This window comes from Vibrio hepatarius (genome assembly GCF_018860525.1).
Taxonomy (GTDB): Bacteria; Pseudomonadota; Gammaproteobacteria; order Enterobacterales; family Vibrionaceae; genus Vibrio; species Vibrio hepatarius_B.
This window is the reverse complement of the sequence record NZ_JAHKPM010000056.1, coordinates 1-19,783: the sequence shown is the minus strand read 5'-3', so window position 1 is coordinate 19,783 and position 19,783 is coordinate 1. Positions and strand designations below refer to the sequence as shown.

General features: G+C 39.7%; 24 protein-coding genes and 1 pseudogene. 13 read left to right on the top strand and 12 right to left on the bottom strand.

Annotation, left to right across the window (positions count from 1 at the left end):
• Positions 1 to 424 precede the first annotated feature (424 nt).
• The gene (locus KO511_RS16475; protein WP_215988501.1) at positions 425 to 811 is read left to right on the top strand and encodes a hypothetical protein; all 387 of its coding nucleotides are present in this window, start codon (positions 425 to 427) and stop codon (positions 809 to 811) included.
• Positions 812 to 901: 90 nt separating this feature from the next.
• Here the strand turns inward: KO511_RS16475 and KO511_RS16470 are convergent, their stop codons facing one another.
• The gene (locus tag KO511_RS16470; RefSeq protein WP_215988500.1) at positions 902 to 1,372 is read right to left on the bottom strand and encodes a hypothetical protein; all 471 of its coding nucleotides are present in this window, start codon (positions 1,370 to 1,372) and stop codon (positions 902 to 904) included.
• Positions 1,373 to 1,578: 206 nt separating this feature from the next.
• Between KO511_RS16470 and KO511_RS16465 the strand changes: the two genes are divergently transcribed.
• From KO511_RS16465 to KO511_RS16440, 6 genes are all read left to right on the top strand, one after another.
• The gene (locus tag KO511_RS16465; RefSeq protein ID WP_215988499.1) at positions 1,579 to 2,310 is read left to right on the top strand and encodes a cold shock domain-containing protein; all 732 of its coding nucleotides are present in this window, start codon (positions 1,579 to 1,581) and stop codon (positions 2,308 to 2,310) included.
• A 263-nt stretch (positions 2,311 to 2,573) separates the two neighbouring features.
• Positions 2,574 to 4,367 (top strand): penicillin-binding protein 2, encoded by a 1,794-nt coding sequence (gene mrdA, locus KO511_RS16460; protein ID WP_215988498.1) that lies wholly within the window; start codon positions 2,574 to 2,576, stop codon positions 4,365 to 4,367.
• Positions 4,367 to 5,485 (top strand): rod shape-determining protein RodA, encoded by a 1,119-nt coding sequence (gene rodA, locus KO511_RS16455; protein ID WP_215988497.1) that lies wholly within the window; start codon positions 4,367 to 4,369, stop codon positions 5,483 to 5,485. Before mrdA ends, rodA begins: the two co-directional genes overlap by 1 nt.
• Positions 5,486 to 6,129: 644 nt before the next feature.
• On the top strand, positions 6,130 to 6,312 hold the full coding sequence (locus tag KO511_RS16450) for a hypothetical protein (RefSeq protein ID WP_215988496.1): 183 nt from the start codon (positions 6,130 to 6,132) through the stop codon (positions 6,310 to 6,312).
• Positions 6,313 to 6,555: 243 nt separating this feature from the next.
• Positions 6,556 to 6,813 (top strand): serine protease, encoded by a 258-nt coding sequence (locus KO511_RS16445; protein WP_215988495.1) that lies wholly within the window; start codon positions 6,556 to 6,558, stop codon positions 6,811 to 6,813.
• A 454-nt stretch (positions 6,814 to 7,267) separates the two neighbouring features.
• Positions 7,268 to 7,573, top strand: coding sequence for a hypothetical protein (locus KO511_RS16440; protein WP_215988494.1), 306 nt, complete (start codon positions 7,268 to 7,270; stop codon positions 7,571 to 7,573).
• A gap of 122 nt (positions 7,574 to 7,695) precedes the next feature.
• On the opposite strand, the gene KO511_RS16435 is transcribed toward KO511_RS16440, so the two are convergent.
• Entirely contained in the window at positions 7,696 to 8,493 is a 798-nt protein-coding gene (locus tag KO511_RS16435; RefSeq protein ID WP_215988493.1) for a Cfr10I/Bse634I family restriction endonuclease, read from the bottom strand.
• 238 nt (positions 8,494 to 8,731) lie between these two features.
• On the opposite strand from KO511_RS16435, the gene KO511_RS16430 reads away from it, so the two are divergent.
• Complete coding sequence (locus KO511_RS16430) at positions 8,732 to 9,313, top strand: hypothetical protein (RefSeq protein WP_215988492.1); 582 nt, start codon at positions 8,732 to 8,734, stop codon at positions 9,311 to 9,313.
• 72 nt (positions 9,314 to 9,385) lie between these two features.
• On the opposite strand, the gene KO511_RS16425 is transcribed toward KO511_RS16430, so the two are convergent.
• The 5 genes from KO511_RS16425 to KO511_RS16405 all read right to left on the bottom strand — a co-directional run bounded on the left by KO511_RS16425 (position 9,386) and on the right by KO511_RS16405 (position 13,329).
• A complete protein-coding gene (locus KO511_RS16425) occupies positions 9,386 to 10,159 on the bottom strand; it encodes a hypothetical protein (RefSeq protein ID WP_215988491.1) in 774 nt (257 codons plus the stop codon).
• Positions 10,160 to 10,235: 76 nt separating this feature from the next.
• The gene (locus tag KO511_RS16420; protein ID WP_215988490.1) at positions 10,236 to 11,039 is read right to left on the bottom strand and encodes a ProQ/FINO family protein; all 804 of its coding nucleotides are present in this window, start codon (positions 11,037 to 11,039) and stop codon (positions 10,236 to 10,238) included.
• Positions 11,040 to 11,467: 428 nt separating this feature from the next.
• Entirely contained in the window at positions 11,468 to 11,566 is a 99-nt protein-coding gene (locus KO511_RS22570; RefSeq protein ID WP_354668175.1) for a 4Fe-4S cluster-binding domain-containing protein, read from the bottom strand.
• A gap of 670 nt (positions 11,567 to 12,236) precedes the next feature.
• Positions 12,237 to 12,665 (bottom strand): hypothetical protein, encoded by a 429-nt coding sequence (locus KO511_RS16410; protein WP_215988488.1) that lies wholly within the window; start codon positions 12,663 to 12,665, stop codon positions 12,237 to 12,239.
• 250 nt (positions 12,666 to 12,915) lie between these two features.
• Entirely contained in the window at positions 12,916 to 13,329 is a 414-nt protein-coding gene (locus KO511_RS16405) for a hypothetical protein (protein ID WP_215988487.1), read from the bottom strand.
• A gap of 225 nt (positions 13,330 to 13,554) precedes the next feature.
• Between KO511_RS16405 and KO511_RS16400 the strand changes: the two genes are divergently transcribed.
• Positions 13,555 to 14,193: a tetratricopeptide repeat protein gene (locus KO511_RS16400; RefSeq protein WP_215988486.1), complete on the top strand. Its 639-nt coding sequence runs from the start codon at positions 13,555 to 13,557 to the stop codon at positions 14,191 to 14,193.
• A gap of 454 nt (positions 14,194 to 14,647) precedes the next feature.
• Here KO511_RS16400 and KO511_RS16395 read toward each other — a convergent pair whose 3' ends face one another.
• On the bottom strand, positions 14,648 to 14,845 hold the full coding sequence (locus KO511_RS16395; RefSeq protein ID WP_215988485.1) for a hypothetical protein: 198 nt from the start codon (positions 14,843 to 14,845) through the stop codon (positions 14,648 to 14,650).
• Positions 14,846 to 15,232: 387 nt separating this feature from the next.
• On the opposite strand from KO511_RS16395, the gene KO511_RS16390 reads away from it, so the two are divergent.
• The gene (locus KO511_RS16390; RefSeq protein ID WP_215988484.1) at positions 15,233 to 15,604 is read left to right on the top strand and encodes a hypothetical protein; all 372 of its coding nucleotides are present in this window, start codon (positions 15,233 to 15,235) and stop codon (positions 15,602 to 15,604) included.
• Positions 15,605 to 15,991: 387 nt separating this feature from the next.
• On the opposite strand, the pseudogene KO511_RS22630 reads toward KO511_RS16390, so the two are convergent.
• From KO511_RS22630 to KO511_RS22565, 3 genes and pseudogenes are all read right to left on the bottom strand, one after another.
• Positions 15,992 to 16,180: pseudogene (locus tag KO511_RS22630) on the bottom strand (hypothetical protein); the annotation flags it as partial.
• 159 nt (positions 16,181 to 16,339) lie between these two features.
• Positions 16,340 to 16,612, bottom strand: coding sequence for a hypothetical protein (locus KO511_RS16380; RefSeq protein ID WP_215988482.1), 273 nt, complete (start codon positions 16,610 to 16,612; stop codon positions 16,340 to 16,342).
• 464 nt (positions 16,613 to 17,076) lie between these two features.
• A complete protein-coding gene (locus tag KO511_RS22565; RefSeq protein WP_354668174.1) occupies positions 17,077 to 17,178 on the bottom strand; it encodes a helix-turn-helix domain-containing protein in 102 nt (33 codons plus the stop codon).
• Between the two features lie 57 nt (positions 17,179 to 17,235).
• Between KO511_RS22565 and tnpA the strand changes: the two genes are divergently transcribed.
• Positions 17,236 to 17,664 (top strand): IS200/IS605 family transposase, encoded by a 429-nt coding sequence (tnpA, locus tag KO511_RS16370; RefSeq protein ID WP_354668173.1) that lies wholly within the window; start codon positions 17,236 to 17,238, stop codon positions 17,662 to 17,664.
• Between the two features lie 109 nt (positions 17,665 to 17,773).
• Here tnpA and KO511_RS16365 read toward each other — a convergent pair whose 3' ends face one another.
• Positions 17,774 to 18,937, bottom strand: coding sequence for a hypothetical protein (locus tag KO511_RS16365; RefSeq protein ID WP_215988480.1), 1,164 nt, complete (start codon positions 18,935 to 18,937; stop codon positions 17,774 to 17,776).
• 311 nt (positions 18,938 to 19,248) lie between these two features.
• Between KO511_RS16365 and KO511_RS16360 the strand changes: the two genes are divergently transcribed.
• Positions 19,249 to 19,410, top strand: coding sequence for a hypothetical protein (locus KO511_RS16360; RefSeq protein WP_215988479.1), 162 nt, complete (start codon positions 19,249 to 19,251; stop codon positions 19,408 to 19,410).
• Between the two features lie 83 nt (positions 19,411 to 19,493).
• On the top strand, positions 19,494 to 19,783 hold a 290-nt coding region (locus KO511_RS16355), incomplete at its 3' end, for a hypothetical protein (RefSeq protein ID WP_215988478.1).

Sequence of the window (19,783 nt, the reverse complement as noted above, 5' to 3'; positions counted from 1 at the left end):
ATCTGCGCCATCGAAATCAAAGAGGCTAACAATGCTTCTAGCTAAAACGAGCTTCTTTTATAAGCCCAATATGGGAGCGGATGATGGATATGTTTTCTGACTCATCTTTGATGAATCTGGTAACGTCATCTTTACAGATGGTGGCTATCTTGCTACTCATTTTCTTTGAATCATAGTATTTTTTGAACAAATGTTTAAGAGGGTGTTCTTTATGTATATGAGTAAAAATGTGACTTAAGTCCATGCTTTGTGGCTTGCGGCAATATAGAGATGAGAGCATGGTGGGTATTTTAATACTTTTGGCGGTAAATTAACCGCTTAGTTACTTTTTGCATAAAAGGGGGAGAGGTTTGTATTGTAATTTGGGTGCAGACCAATATAATGATCAACACATAATGATAAGTAACACGGAAAAGGAAAAACCATGGCAATTTTATTTAAAAGCTCAAGCTCAGGAAATGATCACATAACCAGCAACTTAGAGCTTAATTTAGTGGAAGAGCATTTCGCTAAAGGTTTCCGAAAAGCTCAATTAGTTGAATTATCAGCTAATGAAGATGCAAATGTTTCATTTTCTGATAAATTCTTTGATGGTAAGAATGACACTCATGCCTTAATTGCTAAAGTTGCATTCGAGAATTATTCAGTTTTTCAAAAAGAACAGTTACCACTAATTCAAGCGGCAATCACTGACTTACAAGGGCTAGAAGAACAATGCTCTGGCACATTCGGTATCCTAAATGAAGCAAATGAAACCTTACTTACGCAACAAGTTGCGATTTTCGAAGTAGATATCACATATAAACGGTAAGGTCTCTAAAAGTAAGAGTTTTCCTACTTACATTTAGTTGTTAAAAAAGTGAGCCATCCGTGCTCGCTTTTTTTTGTTGATTAACAACCATTATCTCTTCTTCTTTGCCTTTCTTTTAGGGGCGTATTTTTTCATACCCATTATTTTTAGGGTGCCTATTAGGAGGGTTAGCATCAAAATACACGCCTGCGCACTATATAAGACTGCATAAAAATTGTAAGTACTTAAATTTGCTAAAAAATCCATAGGCTTACCAGAAGTTAAAACAAGGTTCATTCCGCCTAAGTTAGATTCAAAACAAGAATCAATGAAAGGAATCAATTCAGGAATCAACATAAAGAACAATCCGCCAGAAACACACTTCACTGAAAGCGCAGATGTACTGATTTCATCTTCATTTATGGTAATAACCGTGCATAACCAGATCATCAGCAAAATATAAAATGTTAAGTCTTGGTATGTTGCAACATGACCAAGATACGCTGCTCTAAAAACGGCGGAGGCGACTAGGGTTAGTGTTAAAAAGAAACTGGCGGCTCTAATTATCTTGAAATAGTTCATTCTTGTTCTTTGATTTATGATTGCTTTTGTGTGGTAGTAATATAGAGACTAATGGCATCAAAATCAAAGTTCGGGTTAGAGTGTCTTAAAAACAAGCACTTAGGCTAGGATTGCCTTTACAAGGCCACGTTGCATGGTAATATAGTGATAGAGCAAGAGTAGGCTTACTCATCCGCGCTTATAATTGATCAGCAGACAGAGGCAACATGGCTAAATTTAGCGGTACTATTAAATGTTTTTTCCCAGAAAAGGGCTTTGGTTTTATTACTGACTCCAACTCAGGGAAGGATCTTTACTTCAATGCAGCAGCATTGCGAGAAGAACTTCATCATACACCTCCCAATGAATTGGTAGGAAAGCCAGTAGCATTCAGAGCTGGTTCTAATGCGAAAGGTTTAAAAGCTGTAGAAGTTCTTTTAAACAAGAAGGCGCTTCAAGCGATTGAGGCCGAGTTACAAGCTAAAGCAGAAATTAAGGCTGAAGCTAAGATTAAGCCAAATGCCCAAAAGGCGGCAGCGGCAGGTGCGGCAGCAGCGAAAAAGGCGAAAGCTAAGAAGCAAACTGCTCAAAAGCAATCGCATACTCAAGCTGCTCAATCAGCAGAGCCTGTATCATCCAATAACCTTAAAGATAAGGTTAAAGCTGACACAAATAAAGAAGGGACTAAAGAGCTATCTCGTCTGGCTATGTGCAAAAATAAAGGTGACGCTGTCACTATGAAGTTCTTGAAGGTTACCAAGCTTGATGACCCTAAGACTATCGAGTTGGTAAAAGTTAAGGTAACTAAATTCGCGCTGATGCAACAATACAAATTTAAGATTGGATTATCTAAGGCAGCTTTGGCGTTTGTTCGCGTCGCTGATCGCTCTCTCAATCGAATTGAGAAACTTGGTCAAGGTCTTTCTAAAACAAAACAGCCAAATTTGAAATCAATCTAATTGTTCCGATATGTCTAGCTTTTCGCTAGAACTGCCTATTTATCCCCCGACTTGTTTCGGGGGTTTCTTGTTTCAAAAAGCCACCAGCCCACGAAAATAATCAACATATTTCAGTTCTTGCCCTTTTAAATATCTGATCTGAGCTTTAGGCTTTAGTTATCAAAATTTAAACAATTATAAATCGGAAACATTTTTAAATGAAAAAGGGTCAGCAGATCAGAAGCAGACAGCTCGAAAGAAAAACAATAAATACTAGAGCTAAAATGTCCGCTGCCGTAATGCTTCTGTGCTTCCTTGGAATCGGACATAAGGTCTATGACCTTCAAGTTAACGAACATCAAGCACAGTACGCAGTCGCCAAAAACAACACAATAAAAGAGCTATCCACCTCACCAGAGAGAGGAGACGTTGTTGATCGTAATGGTGTTCTTATAGCTGGAACCAAACCTATGTACGACTTAGTGGTCATTCCAGAACGTTTGGCTTCTTACCGAAACAATAGGGAGAAAGCGGCGGATGACTACATCGATATGCTCAGTAAGTTCATTCCTATTCCTGAAGAGGAGCAGTTGAAGATTCAAAAGAAAATTCTTCGTTCACTCTCTTATGAGAAAGTCATAGTACTGAGAGATCTAAATCAATCTAACCTCTTCGTTGCTCTAGAAAACATTGGCTACCTAGAGGGCACGAGTATTCAAGTTAAAAAAGTTCGCAACTACCCCTATACTGGAGCCTTCCTATCGCCTCTTGGCTACGTAAGTCGTGTAGACCCGAATGATGTGAAGAAAGCTAAGGATGAAGGGTACAGTCTAATCCCTAGCGACTATGTCGGTAAAATGGGACTTGAAGATCTGTATAACCAGCAGCTTTACGGAGTGATAGGTAAAGAAACGGTAGCGCTGGATGCAAAAGGAAGAGTGGTAGAAAGAAAAATTGCTTCTAGGCCAGTGAAGGGAGAAACCTTGCACCTGACTCTGGATGCTGATCTCCAAATAGAAGCACATAAGCTAATGGAAGGTAAAAAGGGGGCTGTAATCATACAAGACATCGCCTCTAGTGAAGTACTGACTGCTCTTAGTATGCCTGATGTTGACCCTAACAAGTTTATGAACTCTATGACTCAGGAAGAAGTAAACGAATTTTACTCATCTAAGAGGCCGCTATTTAACCGTGTTGCTCGTGGTCAATATCCACCAGCGTCTGTTATGAAGCCTTTTATGTCATTAATCGCCTTAGAGGGTGACTTCATTGAGGCTGACTCAGTGAGATGGAGTGGGCCTTATTTCGAATTGGGTGGTCATAGGTTCCGAGATTGGAAGCGTCAGGGGCACGGTCATGTCAATATGGCTGATGCAATCGCTGTATCAAGTGATGTTTACTTTTATCGTTTAGCTCACTCTATGGGAATTGACTACATCCATGACGCCTTAGCGGAATTCGGATTTGGCTCAAAGTCGGGAATTAACATAGAGGGTGAAGGTGAAGGTTTACTTCCTTCTTCAGAGTGGAAGAGCAGAGTTAAGAAAGAGCCTTGGTATGGTGGTGAGACGTTAACTGTCGGTATAGGTCAGGGCTTCCTTATGTCTACCCCTATACAGATAAACAACGCAATGGTCGCTTTACTTAATGGTGGGAAGCTATATAAGCCGACTATGGTGAAATCGGAAGATCACGCACTCCTTAATGAGTTCCACATTACGCCTAAGCACTTAGAAGCGGTGAAGCAGGGGATGGAAGATGTCGTTTTTTCCAAAAAAGGCACTGGTAGGGCAATTCGTCGTATATCTGAGGTAGATATGGCTGGTAAAACAGGAACGTCTCAGGTTTTCTCTACTATGGGTAAGATAGATTATGAGAATTCGGAAATCGCAGAGCATCTTCGTGACCATGCTGTTTGGTCTGGCTATGCGCCTATGAAAGACCCTAAAATTGCCATTACCGTATTTGTAGAGAATGGAGTTGGCGGAGCATCAATCGCGGCACCATTAGCTCAGAAGTTAGCTAACCTTTATGCTAAAAAATACATCTATAATAACAATAATAACGTTACGCCATAATGAAGAACAATAACTATCAGAGCGGGAAGCTCTTTGACTTTAGCTTTAAGGATGGGTGGAAGGTTGATGGGTGGCTCTTTGCTGCCCTTATATTCATCTTGTCTTTTTCTACCATCGTAGTATTTAGTGCATCAGGTGAGAATGCTCAGATGATGACTTCACACATTATACGTTGCCTATTGGCGATTGGCGTATTTGTGATAGGTTCAAGGCTGAATGTTGTCTATGTAAAGCAGTTCGCAGCCAAGGCGTTCGTGCTAACAGTTATCTTACTTATTGCAGTTGAATTCTTTGGTGATCTTCGAATGGGTGCCAGACGGTGGTTAGACTTTGGCTTCATGAGTTTTCAGCCATCAGAGTTAGCTAAGTTAACAGTTCCTATGATGTGTGCATTGATTGTGGCGCATATGGGGTTGGCGAATAAGGTTAGAAACATTCTTATTTCTGTTGGCGTGATTGTTGTTCCTTCTTTCTTAGTGCTTCAACAGCCTGACTTAGGCACTGCGATTATGATTACTTTTTCTGGGTTTGCGGTACTGTTCTTCTCTGGCCTTCCAATGAAGCTGATTGGTGGGGGACTTTTTGTTGGGGCGGCAGCATCTCCAATACTGTGGTTCCATGTATTGAGACCTTATCAGAGAGAGCGCATCATGACGGTATTCAATCCTGATGCAGATCCACTAGGGGCGGGTTATCACGTTGGGCAGGCGAAAGCGGCGATTGGCTCAGGTGGCTTTAATGGCTCTGGATGGTTAGAAGGGACACAGACGCATTTAGGGTTTATACCGGAACAGCATACAGATTTTATCTTTGCGGTTATTGGTGAAGAGTTCGGTTTCATTGGGTTTGCAATTTTGATGGCTATGTACCTCTTCTTGATGGGTCGTGTTTTGCGCATTCTTCTTAAACTGGACGACATCTACGCGAAGAGCTTCATAGGTGGCATTTTATCAATTCTCTTCGCTTACATCTTTGTGAATATAGGGATGGTTGTTGGTTTGTTGCCCGTTGTTGGTGTGCCGTTGCCTTTAATAAGTTATGGAGGGACGGCGACCTTGACGATGACATTCAGTCTTGGCTTGGTGTCTGCATATAGTATGCAAAAGCTGAAAAACTAGAATTCCATATTTATAAATTTAAAAGTCACCAAAGCTGGTGGCTTTTTTTATTGTCCATTTAGATAATAACCATAACGCATACAATGGGATAAGTTGCATAACTACACTATAACAGCAATTCCTTATATTGCCAAAAGCGTCAAATAGCAGTGATCTGCGTCACCATTCTGCCGTAAATGACAGCAATTTTGTACACAATTGTATGCTAAGTAACCAATCAAATTGAGTTAAAGATAAATCTATTGCTAAGCAATAGCTTATGCGTTTTAATCCCCACCGTCTCTTCGCTGGGGCACGCCTTAACGAAGAGATTCTGTGTTACTTTTTTTATTATTTGAGTACCTTGAGTACTACTTCTGATATTGCCACTGTTCACGCAGTGGTTTTTTTTTATTTTTTTTCGCTTAGGGGTTGCAAGGTGGGCTGAAACTTTCTTTACTTTAGCCAAACGAGGAACAAGCTGGTACGCCAAATCATGTTCATAAAAAACAGGCCGAGCCAGCAGATAATTAAGTGCACTATAAGCACAACCTCTATTTCTCTCGCCACCTCAATTTGAGGTGGTTTTTTTTTACCTTTTTTTGAGCTTGAAGAGGTTCCTGGAATGATGACCAATGTAGTATTCACAAAGCTGAAAGAGGCTATTGGACAATAGGGCTAGCTTCTCAGAGATTTACGGGATTTGTAAGCAATACCGTGAGTATGGGATCGACAGTAATCTGATTTACGACTATCTCTATGTTGCCATCCGAAGCAAAGGCTACCCACCAGCTCACAAAGAAGTAATCTGTGAGATACTGAGTTCTTTATCTGGGCGGATGCAATAGCGTCTTATCACTTGAGGGGACAGGTGTGGTGAATATATACCTTGTGATGACCTGAGGGAAACACCAGATTTGTTTATTCGCACATATACGCCCTCTGAGACCATTGACGTCGCAATCATTTAGCGAGAAAACCGTGGAAAGAACATTCCAAGTCTTGGGAGGGTTGAGGAAAATACGCCTGTAAAAACGTTCGGTAGATCAATAATCAATCCCTACAAAACTATTTATGGTAAAGGTGTATATTTGTTTGATATCCACCTAACCGAAAGTCAACTGAATGACGATGAATATTTAATTAGCCTTATTGATGCGCCTGTTCAAATTGGCATGAGTGGTGGTGGAGTTATCAATGAAAAGGGCGAATTGGTGGGAATTATTTCTTCATTCCTGAATGGCAAGGTTACTAGTGCTGGTGGAGTTGAGGTTAAACGAGCATCAGCGATGGTTTCTACTAATAAATATAATACAGGCAATAAAGGTAACTCTAATCAGTCTATATAAATGCATCTTTAATTTTAATATATATAAGATAGCTTTCAAAATTTTTGTATGTGTATAATTTTTGAGGGAAATGGTATAAATATATTGTTTGTCGTTCAAAAAGTTTTTATAATTAAATAAAATTAATCTTTATGGAATATAAAGATATTGAGCTTTTCATAAAAGATAAATCTCTCATTAAGTTGTTGCGTGAGACGCGATAAAGTGATGTGTTACCAAGCATATTTTTACACCGTCACTGGCTGTGGAAAAGGTTTTTGGCTTTATTGAGTAGCTAGTTTCATTAACCGACCTTTGTGCGTGACATTGTCACAAAGTGGGCTGTTAATTCTCTGCCTGTTTTGTATATTTAATCTAAAAGAAAAAAGTTTTGTATATTGAGCCTAGCAACAGGGTAACGATTAGAGTTACCGATCTCAGATATCTGCTTAACGAGCTAGGTATGGGGGGACTAATGAATGACTTTCGCTCGGAAGATTGTCATAAGTTCCTTCACTGGCTGCAAGGTGAGATAAAGAGATTAGACAAAGACCTCCCAAAAGGTGTTGGCGACATTGGGATTGTAGAAGTAGCATCAGAGGCCATCTCTGTGGCTATCTTTGCGTTCTCTAAACTTGCTTACAAGATTTTATGCGACAACCATGGACGTATTGTTCCTACTAACCTGTTAAGTGAAATTAAAGGTCTTGAAGCATTTAAAGAAAACGCCAAAGCCTGTGGCTACTCACCGCCCGTTGGGCGGGTATTGCGACAAAGCTAATAGGAATACGGATAACTCAATTAGATTTCTTGTAGTAAAAAACCGCAACACCGACAATCTGTTGAATCGATTTAATAATTAGCCATATATTTAGTAAAAACGCAGCCACAACCGCTGCTTTTTTACGCTGAGATTTGATCAATCATCCGATAGATTGATGTGAGTGTATCTGCTTTGTATGCTGCGTCTACTGCTGACTGAGGGATCTCATGGACATTGCTGAGGGAGTGAGTAGCAACAGTTCTTAGCGCTTTAATGTCTGATTCATTCAGTGATGTGGCGGCGGCATAATAGAATATACCTTTAGCGTTAATGTCCCAAGACCTCGTTTTTAAATGTGAGTACATTGATTTGAATAGTGAACCTTCGTGGCATATTTGAAGCCTTCTATCCGACCTTAGGCTAGTTTTAACGGACAGATAGCCGATGATTTCGTCAAAGCCGCAACAACCCACTAGTCTTTTGTGGTAATCCTGGATCATTTTTAAATTCTCGGGTGTTGCTGTTAGAGGTCGTATTTCTAAGTTTGCGCACTCAATTGCATTACGGCTGATGATGACAAAATCAGGATTTGAGCTTATTAGGCTTACTCCTGTTATCTCCATCACTTTGCTTTTTAATTCGCTAAGGTAGTTAGACAATTCTTCCTCGTAGAGGGTAGAGATATCGAATTGTGAGATATTTGGGAGAGGAATAATCAAATTAGATGTTTGGTTTGTTGCAAAGTGATTCCAAGCGATTAGCGATATGATGGCCTCGTACCAATAACCATGACAGGAATTTAAGCCTCCTGCTGTAATGTCAGGGTGTTTGGATAGTATTTCCTCATCTATCGATTTGAAAAAATCCATAATTTTAAGATTTTCATCTTGTTTATTTTCTTTAAGTGCAGAGCATAAGGTATCTAAAGCCTTTACCATAGGCTTCCCTTTACGGTATTCGACAACAACATTCATTTTTTATAAAAAAATTAATGAATGAAGTAAGCTCTGTCAATGCGCTGAAAATATATCAAGGCTACAATTTTATGAGCTTCTTTTTTTAACAAGGTTCTGTTCTATTCTATTTTTAGTTTAATAAATCAGACTGGTTCTTCCGCTTGTTTTTGTCGCAAGAGGGAGGTGTGTTAAAATATAACTAAAGAAACTCGTTACAATAATGTCACAAGATACAGGCTTTGCCCATTTCGTCATTGAAGACAATTACAATAAGCAACTTCTTTTGCTTGGAAGTCAATTTTTAGAAGATGACCTTGAGGGCGCTTCTCGGGTTTTACTAGAAACGATGGATGGTCAGCCCGTCAGCGTAAGCAGAGAAAACCTAAACAGTAACTACAGGCTCCTTTCAAAAATCCATATAGCTAAGTGCTGGACGGGTGCCTCACATTCTCTGGCACCAGTAAGCCCAGTTTTCATCTCTTACAAAGGCTTAAAGGTAGCTCTTATTGGTGTTACTCATCGCGCTGGATTACCGGATTCGAGAAGGTACGCTGTATATCAACGCATATCCGAACAAGATGATGCAAAAGATGTGTTCTCAATGCCGCTGGATGAGTTCTATGATATGTTCTCTTTGCTTACTGAAGCATCGGTGACAATGTCGCCTTTTGAGATTGATGAGAATGGCACTATTGGATACATCACAAATAGAAATTCCATGGATAAACAGAAGTTTCCTGTTATGGATGTTGTGATTGAGGATGAAGATAAATCTATATTGATCAAAAAAATATCAAACTAGGAATTATCAATAAAAAATCTCCAAGATAAATTTGGAGATTTTTATTTACGGTCTTTTAAGTAAGTATATTTTCTACTTAGTCAGACTGTCTTGGGGGTGCACTTCTTTGTCGGCAGTTGGTTCAGAGGCTGAATTTTTCTCCATTTCCTCTAACTTTGCTTTTACCTCTGACTCTCGGTCTTTCGTGTAAGCCTCGTAAGCATGCATAAATGTCTTAGAGAACTGTTCGAAAGAGTTGTGGTTCTTTTGGATCAATTCATACTTTCCAGCCACATAAATCGTAGGGGTGTGAGAAACCTTTAGTTTATCGGCTAGAGCCAAAGTTAGGGATTTGTACTCAGTGGCTTTAACGTCAAGTTCGGCAAGGTTATCTAAACTTAGGCCGTACTCAAGAGGGATATGTCTGGCAAAAGTAACCTTTTCTTCCGAAGGAGCAGAAGAAAGCATCTTAGTGAACATTTCTTTGCGGAACTCAGGTAGGTTATGCGCCGACTTTTCTTTTACAAAGTATTCAGCTTCAGCTAGCGGAATGTTGTCCATTCCGATCTGGAACTTATGCACCTTAATGCCAAGAACTTCAAAGTGGTAAAGTAGGGGTTCCATATTATTACAGGCAGGGCAGGTATAAGACATAATCTCAAAAGTTTCGCCTTCCTTAACGCCAAGTTTATTCAAGATAACTTTTGCGTCATCTGGAGTCTCTATCTCTTTATAGTGGACACCTTCTGTTGGTTCGAAAGGTTTACTTGCTTCCACTTTCGCGATGTAACGACTGTATTGGTCTGCGCCAATAAGGGCAGCAAGACACCCTAAACCTACTAGGAGGAGACTGACTTTTTTGTTCATACGAACCTCTTTGTTTCTGCTAGAAGGAAAGGCGCGATTAAGCGCCTTTAATTATCGAACTACGATTTTGGAATTCTTAACTGTTTGAAGTAGAAGTCGCTTGGCTTGATGCCGAGCTACGTGGACTACTGCTTCGGTAAGTTACTTTAGGTGCGCGTTGTGTACGAGCTACACTTTGTTTCTCATCGCGGTTGTTGAATCGCGGTGCTGGCCGCGATGTTTCGCCGTCACGACTTTGGCTAGATTGGCGGTTTTGTCCACCTTTACCACGGTAACCAATTGTTGGTTGACGGCGTTGGTTTTCGACTTGGCGACGCTGACCTTGGTAAGGGCAGTTATTGCCTCGATGATTGCCTTGAGGTCGCTTAGATTTGTTCAGAGTTTTCTCTGCAACTTTCTTCGCATTGATTGGCGCATTGTCGATGTATTCTTGAGCTTTAGCTTTTTCATCATCAGAGACAACGCCAACAATTTCACCATTCTGATCGAATCGAGAGTGGTAGCGAACCAGTGCTTGCTTGTACTGAATTGTAGATGTCATCCAGAATAAAGCGTTGTAAGCAGTGCTGTTAGAAACTTTAATACCACGCTCTTCTGCATCATCTAGAAGCACTTGGCGCATACCATTACAAAGTGGCTTAGGGTTGTAGATATTGAAAACGCGAGGCCAGAACTTCTTGCAAAGAAGGAATGATTTCAGAGTCTTGATTTTAGTTTTAGACATCTTCTTTGCAGGCTTCTTGCCTGATGGACGACGGTTACCGCTAGGTTTACCGTTACGCTTGAAGTTGCTACTGCGTTTTTTGTCGCCATTCTCTCCTTGGCTGCGCTGGTGGTGGCGGGGGGCTTCTGTTTTGTTCTTCTTTACATCGTTGTACATTCTGGAAACTACCTTGATACTTTGTCTATATATTACCATCGATATTGCGAGGTATATATGCTTGCGAAATAGTACTTTTGAAGCAACTCTAACGTTAAACCGAATGATAGGTTTTCGTGTTTTGGCAGCCTAAAAGAGAGTCTTTGTTTTAAGCCACTCTCATCATGCTCACAAGTAACCTCATAGGCGAAAAATCTTGTTTCTAACGAAGAGCATATAGAGCATGCAACATCATTTAACTATGCTTCGCTATAAGATTGTGAGCCACCCCAAACATTCACATTGGATTCAATCATATCCACTAAGTGTTGCTTGGTAAGAAAAGAAACTTCTTATCTCTGTCTAACGTCGTCACTATAATACCACGACAGATCGCCAATACTAGCCCTTTTATACAAATTCACCCACTTAAAGGTACAAACGACCACTTAGTAATCTATTCCTTTATCCAAAATTCTCTGATTTGAACTTCCTCTGAATTTTAAATGCGGATCATGCAGAGATTGTACGAACTTCCCATCGACCAATGTGTGTTCTGATACTGATGCGATGGTTCCAAACTTATCACTTGTGACTTTGTAGCTCAATTTGTTCTCGATGTGTAGTTGTTATCTCCCTTTAATATAGCAAACAAAGCAGCGATACAAAGTGATATGTAGCAATATAGTAACTATATGCCTAGTCTAATTTTTCCTAAGCAGACAACTTATTTCTCAAGGGGGGATTTGCGACAATTACACTTTAAATACAATGATATAATCTGTTGTCACTATTTTACTTTAAGTTGGCGCGGTTAGTGAAATAGGTATGAGAAATCGCAAATTATGAGAATCAAACCTATGACTAACTATAAAAAAATCGAAGCATCCTTTAGCCACTTAATTAACAAGACGATTAAATCCATCACTGGACTTGAAATCGACTCCGAAAAAGTTCGGATTAGACTGAGTGTGGCTTTGTTGTGGTCTTGCAGCATATACAAGACTGCTGTGAGGATGTTTTATTGAATGACTTCGATGGGGATGCCTCTGATGTTCTAGGAGGATACGTTATACAGGCTGAAGAGGTTTCAAATGCACAAGGGAGGGCTTTGGATGAGGTGGCTTGGTGAGAGTAACAGGTACTATTCAGAGAAGGTGAGCGTTACATTTTACCAGCTTGAGGTGTAAAAAAACCGCCGTAAGCGGCGGTTTATTTCTATGCAGTATGCAAGTTGGTGGAGTTGTCTTCGCATGACGAACACGCCTTCCGACCAACAGAATTCTCGGCGCTGGCAAAATAGCAAATTCCTAGCATATCGCAGCAATTTGAGCACAGGTATGCTACATGACCGGACTCTTTGATAGCATCAATTTTATCCAGTGTTTCCCTGTTTGACTCTTGCCTGTGAAAAGCACTGAGCTGAACTTCATCAAAGAATGCCTTCTGTGATTCAATGGCTTTTTGTGCGCATTGTTCAACTGTCGGTGCCGAGGCCATCATCTCATGGAACCTAAAGCTCGAAATGCTACAGTTTTTCATTTCAACTTCGGTAGTGCCTTTGACGAATTCGAAATCTGTAGGGTAACCACAACGAAACAGGGCAATGAAACCTGTTAGGTTCTTATCGCGAATAAAGTCTTTCAAGTCATCGTCATCAGATAAGCGATAATTGCTATCCCATTCAATACCTAGGGAATTAAGTGCTTCATCTGAGTAATCGTAAAAAAAACTGGAAAATGAATTAGGTAGTAGGGGGGGAGTTCGCTACCAAGTCAAGTGAGTGAATTTGCTGAATGCTTAGGTAACATTCCCATAGATCTTTTAAAATACTGCTCATCATGTTTTCTCTATGCGACCTTTGGTCTTTTGACAACCAAATAGTCGCTATATTACTCTAATCTACAAGGTTTTGGGACGACCAAATCGTGATGTTACTATTATGCCAGCTTACCGCTTTCGAAAAACATTCTTCGATGGTTGAGCCAGAGAATAGCATAACTTCTAGTCTTGAATGATCATGGTGATAGCCAATCACCTCGCCATCTTCGTACTCAAAGCCTTTTGCGAAAGGCATCTTTGCCTCAATAACATAGCCAGTAGAGTCGGTCTCGGCGATAAGCTCCATCAATTCGGCATCATTTTCAAACATGTCTGAGTCTGACATATCTAAGCCGAAAGCTTCACACGTAATCTCACCTTGCTCAGCTAACAAAAGCTTTAGAGAGCGAGGTGGATTTAAGCCAACTTTAAGCGCATCAACGTTGAAGATGCTTTCGATAGTAATTGAGGTTTCATCTAGAATAGACAATGTATCCACCACTTTTTGTTATTATCCCTTTATCGAGAGGCATAATATTACTACATAAAAGTCATATAAAAAAGACATTTACTTGTTAAAAGCAAAAAAAACGCGACACGAATCGCACTAGCAGTGTTGTAGAATGAGACACTTACAGCTACATGATTAAAAAATAGCTAACAATTTATATATTGACTGGTAAAATGGGAAAATAAAAAAAAATACAACTGAAAAATGAAATTTAAAATTAAAGTAATAAAAATATGTCTTTTGGTTACTTCAGCGTTAATGATTACTGGCTGTGCCGTGACAAACAAAGTAGATCGACTTTCTCAAGGTGGGGCAGAAGATTTGTATGAGTTAGCAAATATGTACAGCTCAGGAAGGAATGTTAAAAAAGATGAACAGATGTCGATGCATTACCTAAACTTGGCTTCGGAAAGAGGTAGTGTCGATGCACGGTACACTCTGGCAGTGAGATACGACAAAAAGGGTGATTTAAAAAATGCTGCAAAATGGTACAAAAAGGCAGCAGAACCTAAGTACTTTAATGGTCATGCAATGTTGCGCCTCGCAAGGATCTATCAAAGTGGAGAGTTAGGGGAGGTAGACTTGGATGCAGCGCTGGAAAGTTACAATAATGCTGCAAAACTAGGGTATACAGAAGCTATGCTGGAAATGGCGCGTATTCTTGAATCAAAAGGCCATGACAAGAAGGCGTTTACATGGTACTGGATTGCAGAGAAAGGGGGGGGGGTTAGTGAGGCAGAGCATAAAGCTGAGATAATTGGTTTTAAATTCAAGCCTATGGAGGTTTTGGCTCTAGAGCGAGAAGCTCACCGATTGGCTAAACTTTACTTGTACTCCTATTAGATTTGATTTGGTTAGAGTTGTTTATTAACTTTTCACCACTAGTCATAGATTAGTCCTTATTGTTTTAAAATTAGCTTTCTTCTGGCACCTGAAGGTTCTAGCCTGTTTTTGTTGGCAGTTAATGAACTGTTTGGTGCCCGATTAAAGTTGGGAGATTGGACTCCGAATCTCCATAAAAGCAGTAGCTCATGGTTACTGCTTTTTTCTTACTTATTGACGAAAAATATCTATTTGAATGAGGTGTGTGTTTGCTTGACGTGCACACGCAGATAACCTTGATTGTAACCATTGTTAAGCCTTATGGGTTATTAAGCTTTTAGGCAGTTACAAGCATTCTTATGTAGGAAAGTCCCTACAAAATGAAGATAAATTTAACTATTTGGCAATATAAGGAATTGTTAATATTAAGCCCTGTTTTTCCTGCGAGCGATTTGCTTACTTTTGGCTTTTTTCCTTAGATCTGTTCTCGTGGGCTTTGGTTTTGTAATTCCTTTACCTCGTGTCTTGGGTACTTCTCATTATAGTCTTCATCTAAAGGCGGTGGGTCGTAGTACTGATTACCTTCATCTTCGATTCGTTGCTCCGTTGGCTTAATCATTTTCTCTGGGTTACTTTCTTTTTCTTCTTTATTTGCGTAAAACACTGAGTACATTTTTTCCCTGATTGGTTAGGTTTAGATACTTAACGCTAATGTATCTCCATGTTGATCTCAAAAGCCACCCAAAGGGGCGATTAAACAACAATCATTTCTTGCTAAAAAACTCTGTTTGCAGGTCAGGGGTGTGATATCAATTTATACTTTATTTTGACTTTATCATATCACGGGGCTTCTAACTGAAAGAGATTTTATTAACATTAATTTCTCATTATTAATTTTTATATAGGTTTTTCTTTTGGGTTTATATCACTATCTTCTAAAATCAGCTTGGTGGTCATCAACTTGATGGTATTTTTACTTTTTGTATTTCCTCCTGTTTCTTTTTTGCTCTATGGAAACCTTGATAAGACATTAAATTTATAATTATTTATTTACAAAGAAATGCCACTTAAAGTAATACTTTTTGTTGTAGCAACTTCAACATTATTTTTAAGTCTTTCTTCATCATCTGCTTTTGGTAGAGAACTTTTGGCGGGAATTAATAAAAAGCTAGGATTGCTCTCCTCTTACATAGTTTCTCGTCAGCTTAAAGCAGTTTCTTTAGCCTTATCGTCATGCGTGTTGCGCACATATGATGAATCACTCATAAGATATTTTACCCATCACGCCTTTCACGCTTTAAAAATTTCACCCCATGTGAAAGGAAAGGGCTTGTTTGGAGATACTGATACTCATTACGAAGTAAATGCTTTTGATGGTAGTCACAGTGTTTTGGAGGTTGCGTGTTTATCTTCAGTTACTTTGGTTTTTTAATTATGCTCACCTATTTGATTTACCCCAAGTTAATAGATCCAGACATTAAGTATTTAGGGTTAAATTATAATTTGATGGTTGATTTTTTAGAAAATCCAATAGAAGCCATCTTTCTGGTGTTTTTGCCATTTGCTGTACTTTTATCTTTCTCATTACTAGGGTGTTATTTCTACATGATGTCAATTTGATTAATAGCATTTATCTTAAGTAAAGCTTTTGATCACCTGTCTTTGTGCTGTACTAATTATGATATAAGGGAAAATACCAAGGAATTTTTGATTTTCTTTTCTGTGTCATTTAGTAATTACAGTATACTTTTTTAAGCCACCAGCTCCAGATCAAAAAAAAACGCCCAAAGAAGGGCGGCTAAACAACAATCATTTCTTACTAAAAGAACTCTGCTGGTAGGTCATGCTTGTGAGCAGTGGCCTTGTAGATTCCAAGTAGTTTATCTTCTGCTTCCGTAGGAATTGCTTTACCTTCTAGGAAATCATCAATTTGGTCGTAAGTAAGGCCAAGAGCAATCTCATCCGCTAGTTGTGGGCGGTCTTCTTCAAGGTCTGCTGTCGCTGCTTTACCAAAGCATGGGGTGGCGCAAATGCTTATGCCGCTAAAATTCAGGCATATTTTACCTGACTTACCATCTATGGAGTGAATCAAACTGGACAAGGCTACCTTGACCGATTGATACTGCATATTCACTATATAGCACTTCACATACCATGATCTCATTTTTCATTTTTTTGTACCTACATTAATTGCAGAGATGATGGTCGCTATTGGTGACTCAATAGGATCTTCATTGGTGCACTCAGTATCAGTTTGCTCGGTTTTGCTGAATTTAGTGAACAGAAGTAATACTGCTGAAAAGCCAGATAATAAAAACATGACTTTTGCATAATTGCTAGGCATGTCGAACCAAATCGCCGCAAATGCACAAGACAAACTAAGGCATAAGGCAAACGATGTTAGAGTTAAAGTTTTGACTTTTTTCTGCTTAGTTACCATAGTTCGTTTATTTCGCCTTCATATTTCTCATAATCGCTGACCTTGTTGGTTAAGTACGGTTGCGCCAACAACTTCTCTTCTTCTTTTAGAACTGAGCTTACAGTTTTGAAAACGAAGTAATGTGTTAATAGTTTCGCTGCGGCTGCGGATAAGATTGTAAACCCTAGTGGGGCAAGTATGTCAGAAGCTGATGAATTACTACGTGACTACTCACCGCCCGTTGGGCGATGCAATCTTAGATTGCTTGCCATGTCTGCGTTTAAAGTTTGGGTATTTAGCTCTTAATTTGGGATTGAAGAAGTTATCAAAAGCAGTGTGTAGGTTGATGACTGATTGCTGCAAGGCAATTGAGTCATATTGTTTAAGCCAGTGGTATTTTCGTGATTTCTTGGCAACGGCAAGAAATGGCTTTATATCTTTTTTAGGATTCAGCGTTACACCATGCTTGCGGTACATAGGAGACGTTAAATGTAGAGCTTTATTATACGCAAAACGCCAAACTGAGCTATTAAAAACTCACCTTGTTCTTGCGTTGGGTAAAGGCGTACTTTAGTGGCTCTTAACATTTTCAGTGCTCATGTGTACAATGCCCATATTATATGGGTTTAATAAGGCATTGTAAAGTGAGTGCGTTCGATAATAGTCAGCTAGATGGTTACCTCAGAAAAAGGCATAGTGTTAGCAAATTGGTAGTGGATTTGGTGTTCACAACCAAGTACAGACGCAAGTTGTTTACTGGAGTTATGATTGAGCAATTAAGAGAGGCTTTTGAATCGGCTTGTGTAAAACTTGAGTGTGAATTGATAGAAATGGATGGCGAACAGGATCATGTTCATTTATTAATAGCCTACCCACCAAAGCTATCGGTTAGCGTCATGGTGAACAACCTTAAATCCATTTCATCAAGGATGCTAAGACTGCAAAACACACACCTTACAAGGCAAAGCAAAAGTGCAGCACTGTGGTCACGCTCTTACTTTGCTTGTACAGCAGGAGGGGCAACAATCGAAACGCTCAAGGCATATGTCGAAAACCAATCAACACCAGATTAAAGTTCTACGAACTTTACGCCTTATATCCCCGCCCTCAGATCGGGCGAGGGTTTACGGCGAAATTGCTAAGGCAGCCTAAAAATGGCAGCCTGTTGGCTGCCAAATAATTTTAGTTCACGACAATTTTTGTTGATGGGCTAGATAAGAAATCGTGTATAGAAATCAGTTCAGCTATATCCCTCTTTCTTTCGTCACTGATAGGTTCTGGTATAAATTTAGTATCAATTCCTTGAACCTTTAGTAGTCCTCCATCCACAAGGTGTAGCAGTAATCTGACTGCATAAGAGCCTCTTGATCTAGACCCTTTGCTTTCTTTTATTATCTCAAGGCAAGAATTTACATATGCCACGTAATTTCCGCTCAAGAAGTATTTAAGAGACTCGATGTCGCGCTCTTGGTAGCCCTTTTTGATTAATAAGTGCGAAGGAGGTGGAGAGATCAGCTCTTCACCTAAGTTGATTGTCGCGTTCGACAAAATAGCGTTTGCGATAACTGAACCTAATGAGGGATTCTGAGAAAAGTCATTACCGTCCAAAGAAGAGAGAAGCTTAATCGCAAGCTTTTCACTTCCATATATTGTTGGTGTTATTAGCTCAGACAGCAGTAAATCTGACGTTACAAGGTAACTTACTCGAACTTCCTTCACCTCACTGTCACTGCTGAATGTTACGGTCGCAAAATTTGTATGACTATTGTGGATCGACAAGGCACCAAACATCATAAAAGATAGAATCAAGCCTGCCTCTACTTTTTTATTAGATTTCGTGACGTCATAATTGGTTGGCTTACCTATTATGGACAGGGAGCATACAGTTATTGCTGCTACGGAGCTGATAAGTAAGGCAAATTCATTGTATGTTACGGAAGGCACACTTGTGACAATAACGCTCTCTGTTAAATAACCAGAAGCGAGATCTCCAAGTACGGTAATTGTCAAAACAACCATGCAGAATTGTTTAGTTAGGCCAAATGATGGGAGTAACGTATTATACTTAAAGCGCTTTAGTGCGCGAGATGCAGGGATGATATCGAGCGCATGGCTACCAGTAATTCTAGAGTAAGCATCTGACATATCAGATAAGGAACTCACAACAAGCGCGATGGCAACAAAGCAGAAAGTGCTGAAATCAAGGCTTCCACTACCAGAAAAGAAGTTTAATCCTAAATAAAGCAACGCAATCAGTATTGGGAAAAAAATGGTAGTCATCGCAGACTGTGAGACTATAGACTTTAGCCTGTGCTCTTGTGTGTCAAATATTTCCGATTTGTTCATGTTTTATTTATTTATATTTAATTTGCAGTTGTTTATCAAAAAAGTCCGCAAAATGAGGACTTAAGTTCTTATCTAAAAGAACGGGAGCTGAATCAGTTGATGACAAGGATATTTTTGGGATAACGCCATTAACTCGCTGTTTAAGTCAGCCGAACACTATCGTTCTTGACGATGCAGGTGATCTTCAGTTCCGTTGTGGTTCAGTAATCTCAGAGTTAAGCAGTTTTGGTTCACGTATACGTTCATTCGGTACGTACTACTATCTAGGTCGAGCGACAGATATTGCAGCGAGCAAAATGACTGGGGATAAATTGGCGTCTGAAAACGATGGTGGTATCGACTCCGGTAATAAATCTCAAGAAAAATCCAAGTCTACCGGATATATAGACAAGATTAAGAAATACGGCGTTGGTATTTTGGCGCGGGGATTGTTGCGTTTATTGATAGCCTTGGAAATGAGAGTGTTGATGTAAAAGAGTCGCCCTACAGCATAGATACTGGAAGCTCTTGGGTCAGTTCGTTAGCTAGTTCGTCTGCATTCATCTTCGGTTACGTTATGAATGATGGTGGTTCGTGGTTAACCTCGCCTGCTGTGTATTTTATATTTCTAGGAGCTACGCTGGAGTTCGGTCTACCTTACGGTTGGATCATACTAGGTGTTCTAGGGTTTTTGACTGGGCTTTGCTCTTTTGTTTTTAACATGGGGAAATTTGGTCTCTATCTAGTTTCTGCGCTGTCACGAAACGAGAGGGAAATGCTCCAGATGATAAAAAAAACGGTCGCTGAGTTGGTTTCGTCAATTTTGTATCTCGCGTTTTTTACAGTTGGATACTATTTTTCGCTGAT

Excerpts from the sequence above, each read along its gene's own strand:
- KO511_RS16475 (WP_215988501.1), top strand. The coding sequence starts at position 425 with ATGGCAATTTTATTTAAAAGCTCAAGCTCAGGAAATGATCACATAACC.
- KO511_RS16470 (WP_215988500.1), bottom strand. The coding sequence starts at position 1,372 with ATGAACTATTTCAAGATAATTAGAGCCGCCAGTTTCTTTTTAACACTA.
- KO511_RS16465 (WP_215988499.1), top strand. The coding sequence starts at position 1,579 with ATGGCTAAATTTAGCGGTACTATTAAATGTTTTTTCCCAGAAAAGGGC.
- mrdA (WP_215988498.1), top strand. The coding sequence starts at position 2,574 with ATGTCCGCTGCCGTAATGCTTCTGTGCTTCCTTGGAATCGGACATAAG.
- rodA (WP_215988497.1), top strand. The coding sequence starts at position 4,367 with ATGAAGAACAATAACTATCAGAGCGGGAAGCTCTTTGACTTTAGCTTT.
- KO511_RS16440 (WP_215988494.1), top strand. The coding sequence starts at position 7,268 with ATGAATGACTTTCGCTCGGAAGATTGTCATAAGTTCCTTCACTGGCTG.
- KO511_RS16435 (WP_215988493.1), bottom strand. The coding sequence starts at position 8,493 with ATGGTAAAGGCTTTAGATACCTTATGCTCTGCACTTAAAGAAAATAAA.
- KO511_RS16430 (WP_215988492.1), top strand. The coding sequence starts at position 8,732 with ATGTCACAAGATACAGGCTTTGCCCATTTCGTCATTGAAGACAATTAC.
- KO511_RS16425 (WP_215988491.1), bottom strand. The coding sequence starts at position 10,159 with ATGAACAAAAAAGTCAGTCTCCTCCTAGTAGGTTTAGGGTGTCTTGCT.
- KO511_RS16420 (WP_215988490.1), bottom strand. The coding sequence starts at position 11,039 with ATGTACAACGATGTAAAGAAGAACAAAACAGAAGCCCCCCGCCACCAC.
- KO511_RS16400 (WP_215988486.1), top strand. The coding sequence starts at position 13,555 with ATGAAATTTAAAATTAAAGTAATAAAAATATGTCTTTTGGTTACTTCA.
- KO511_RS16395 (WP_215988485.1), bottom strand. The coding sequence starts at position 14,845 with ATGTACTCAGTGTTTTACGCAAATAAAGAAGAAAAAGAAAGTAACCCA.
- KO511_RS16390 (WP_215988484.1), top strand. The coding sequence starts at position 15,233 with ATGCCACTTAAAGTAATACTTTTTGTTGTAGCAACTTCAACATTATTT.
- KO511_RS16380 (WP_215988482.1), bottom strand. The coding sequence starts at position 16,612 with ATGGTAACTAAGCAGAAAAAAGTCAAAACTTTAACTCTAACATCGTTT.
- KO511_RS22565 (WP_354668174.1), bottom strand. The coding sequence starts at position 17,178 with ATGTTAAGAGCCACTAAAGTACGCCTTTACCCAACGCAAGAACAAGGT.
- KO511_RS16365 (WP_215988480.1), bottom strand. The coding sequence starts at position 18,937 with ATGAACAAATCGGAAATATTTGACACACAAGAGCACAGGCTAAAGTCT.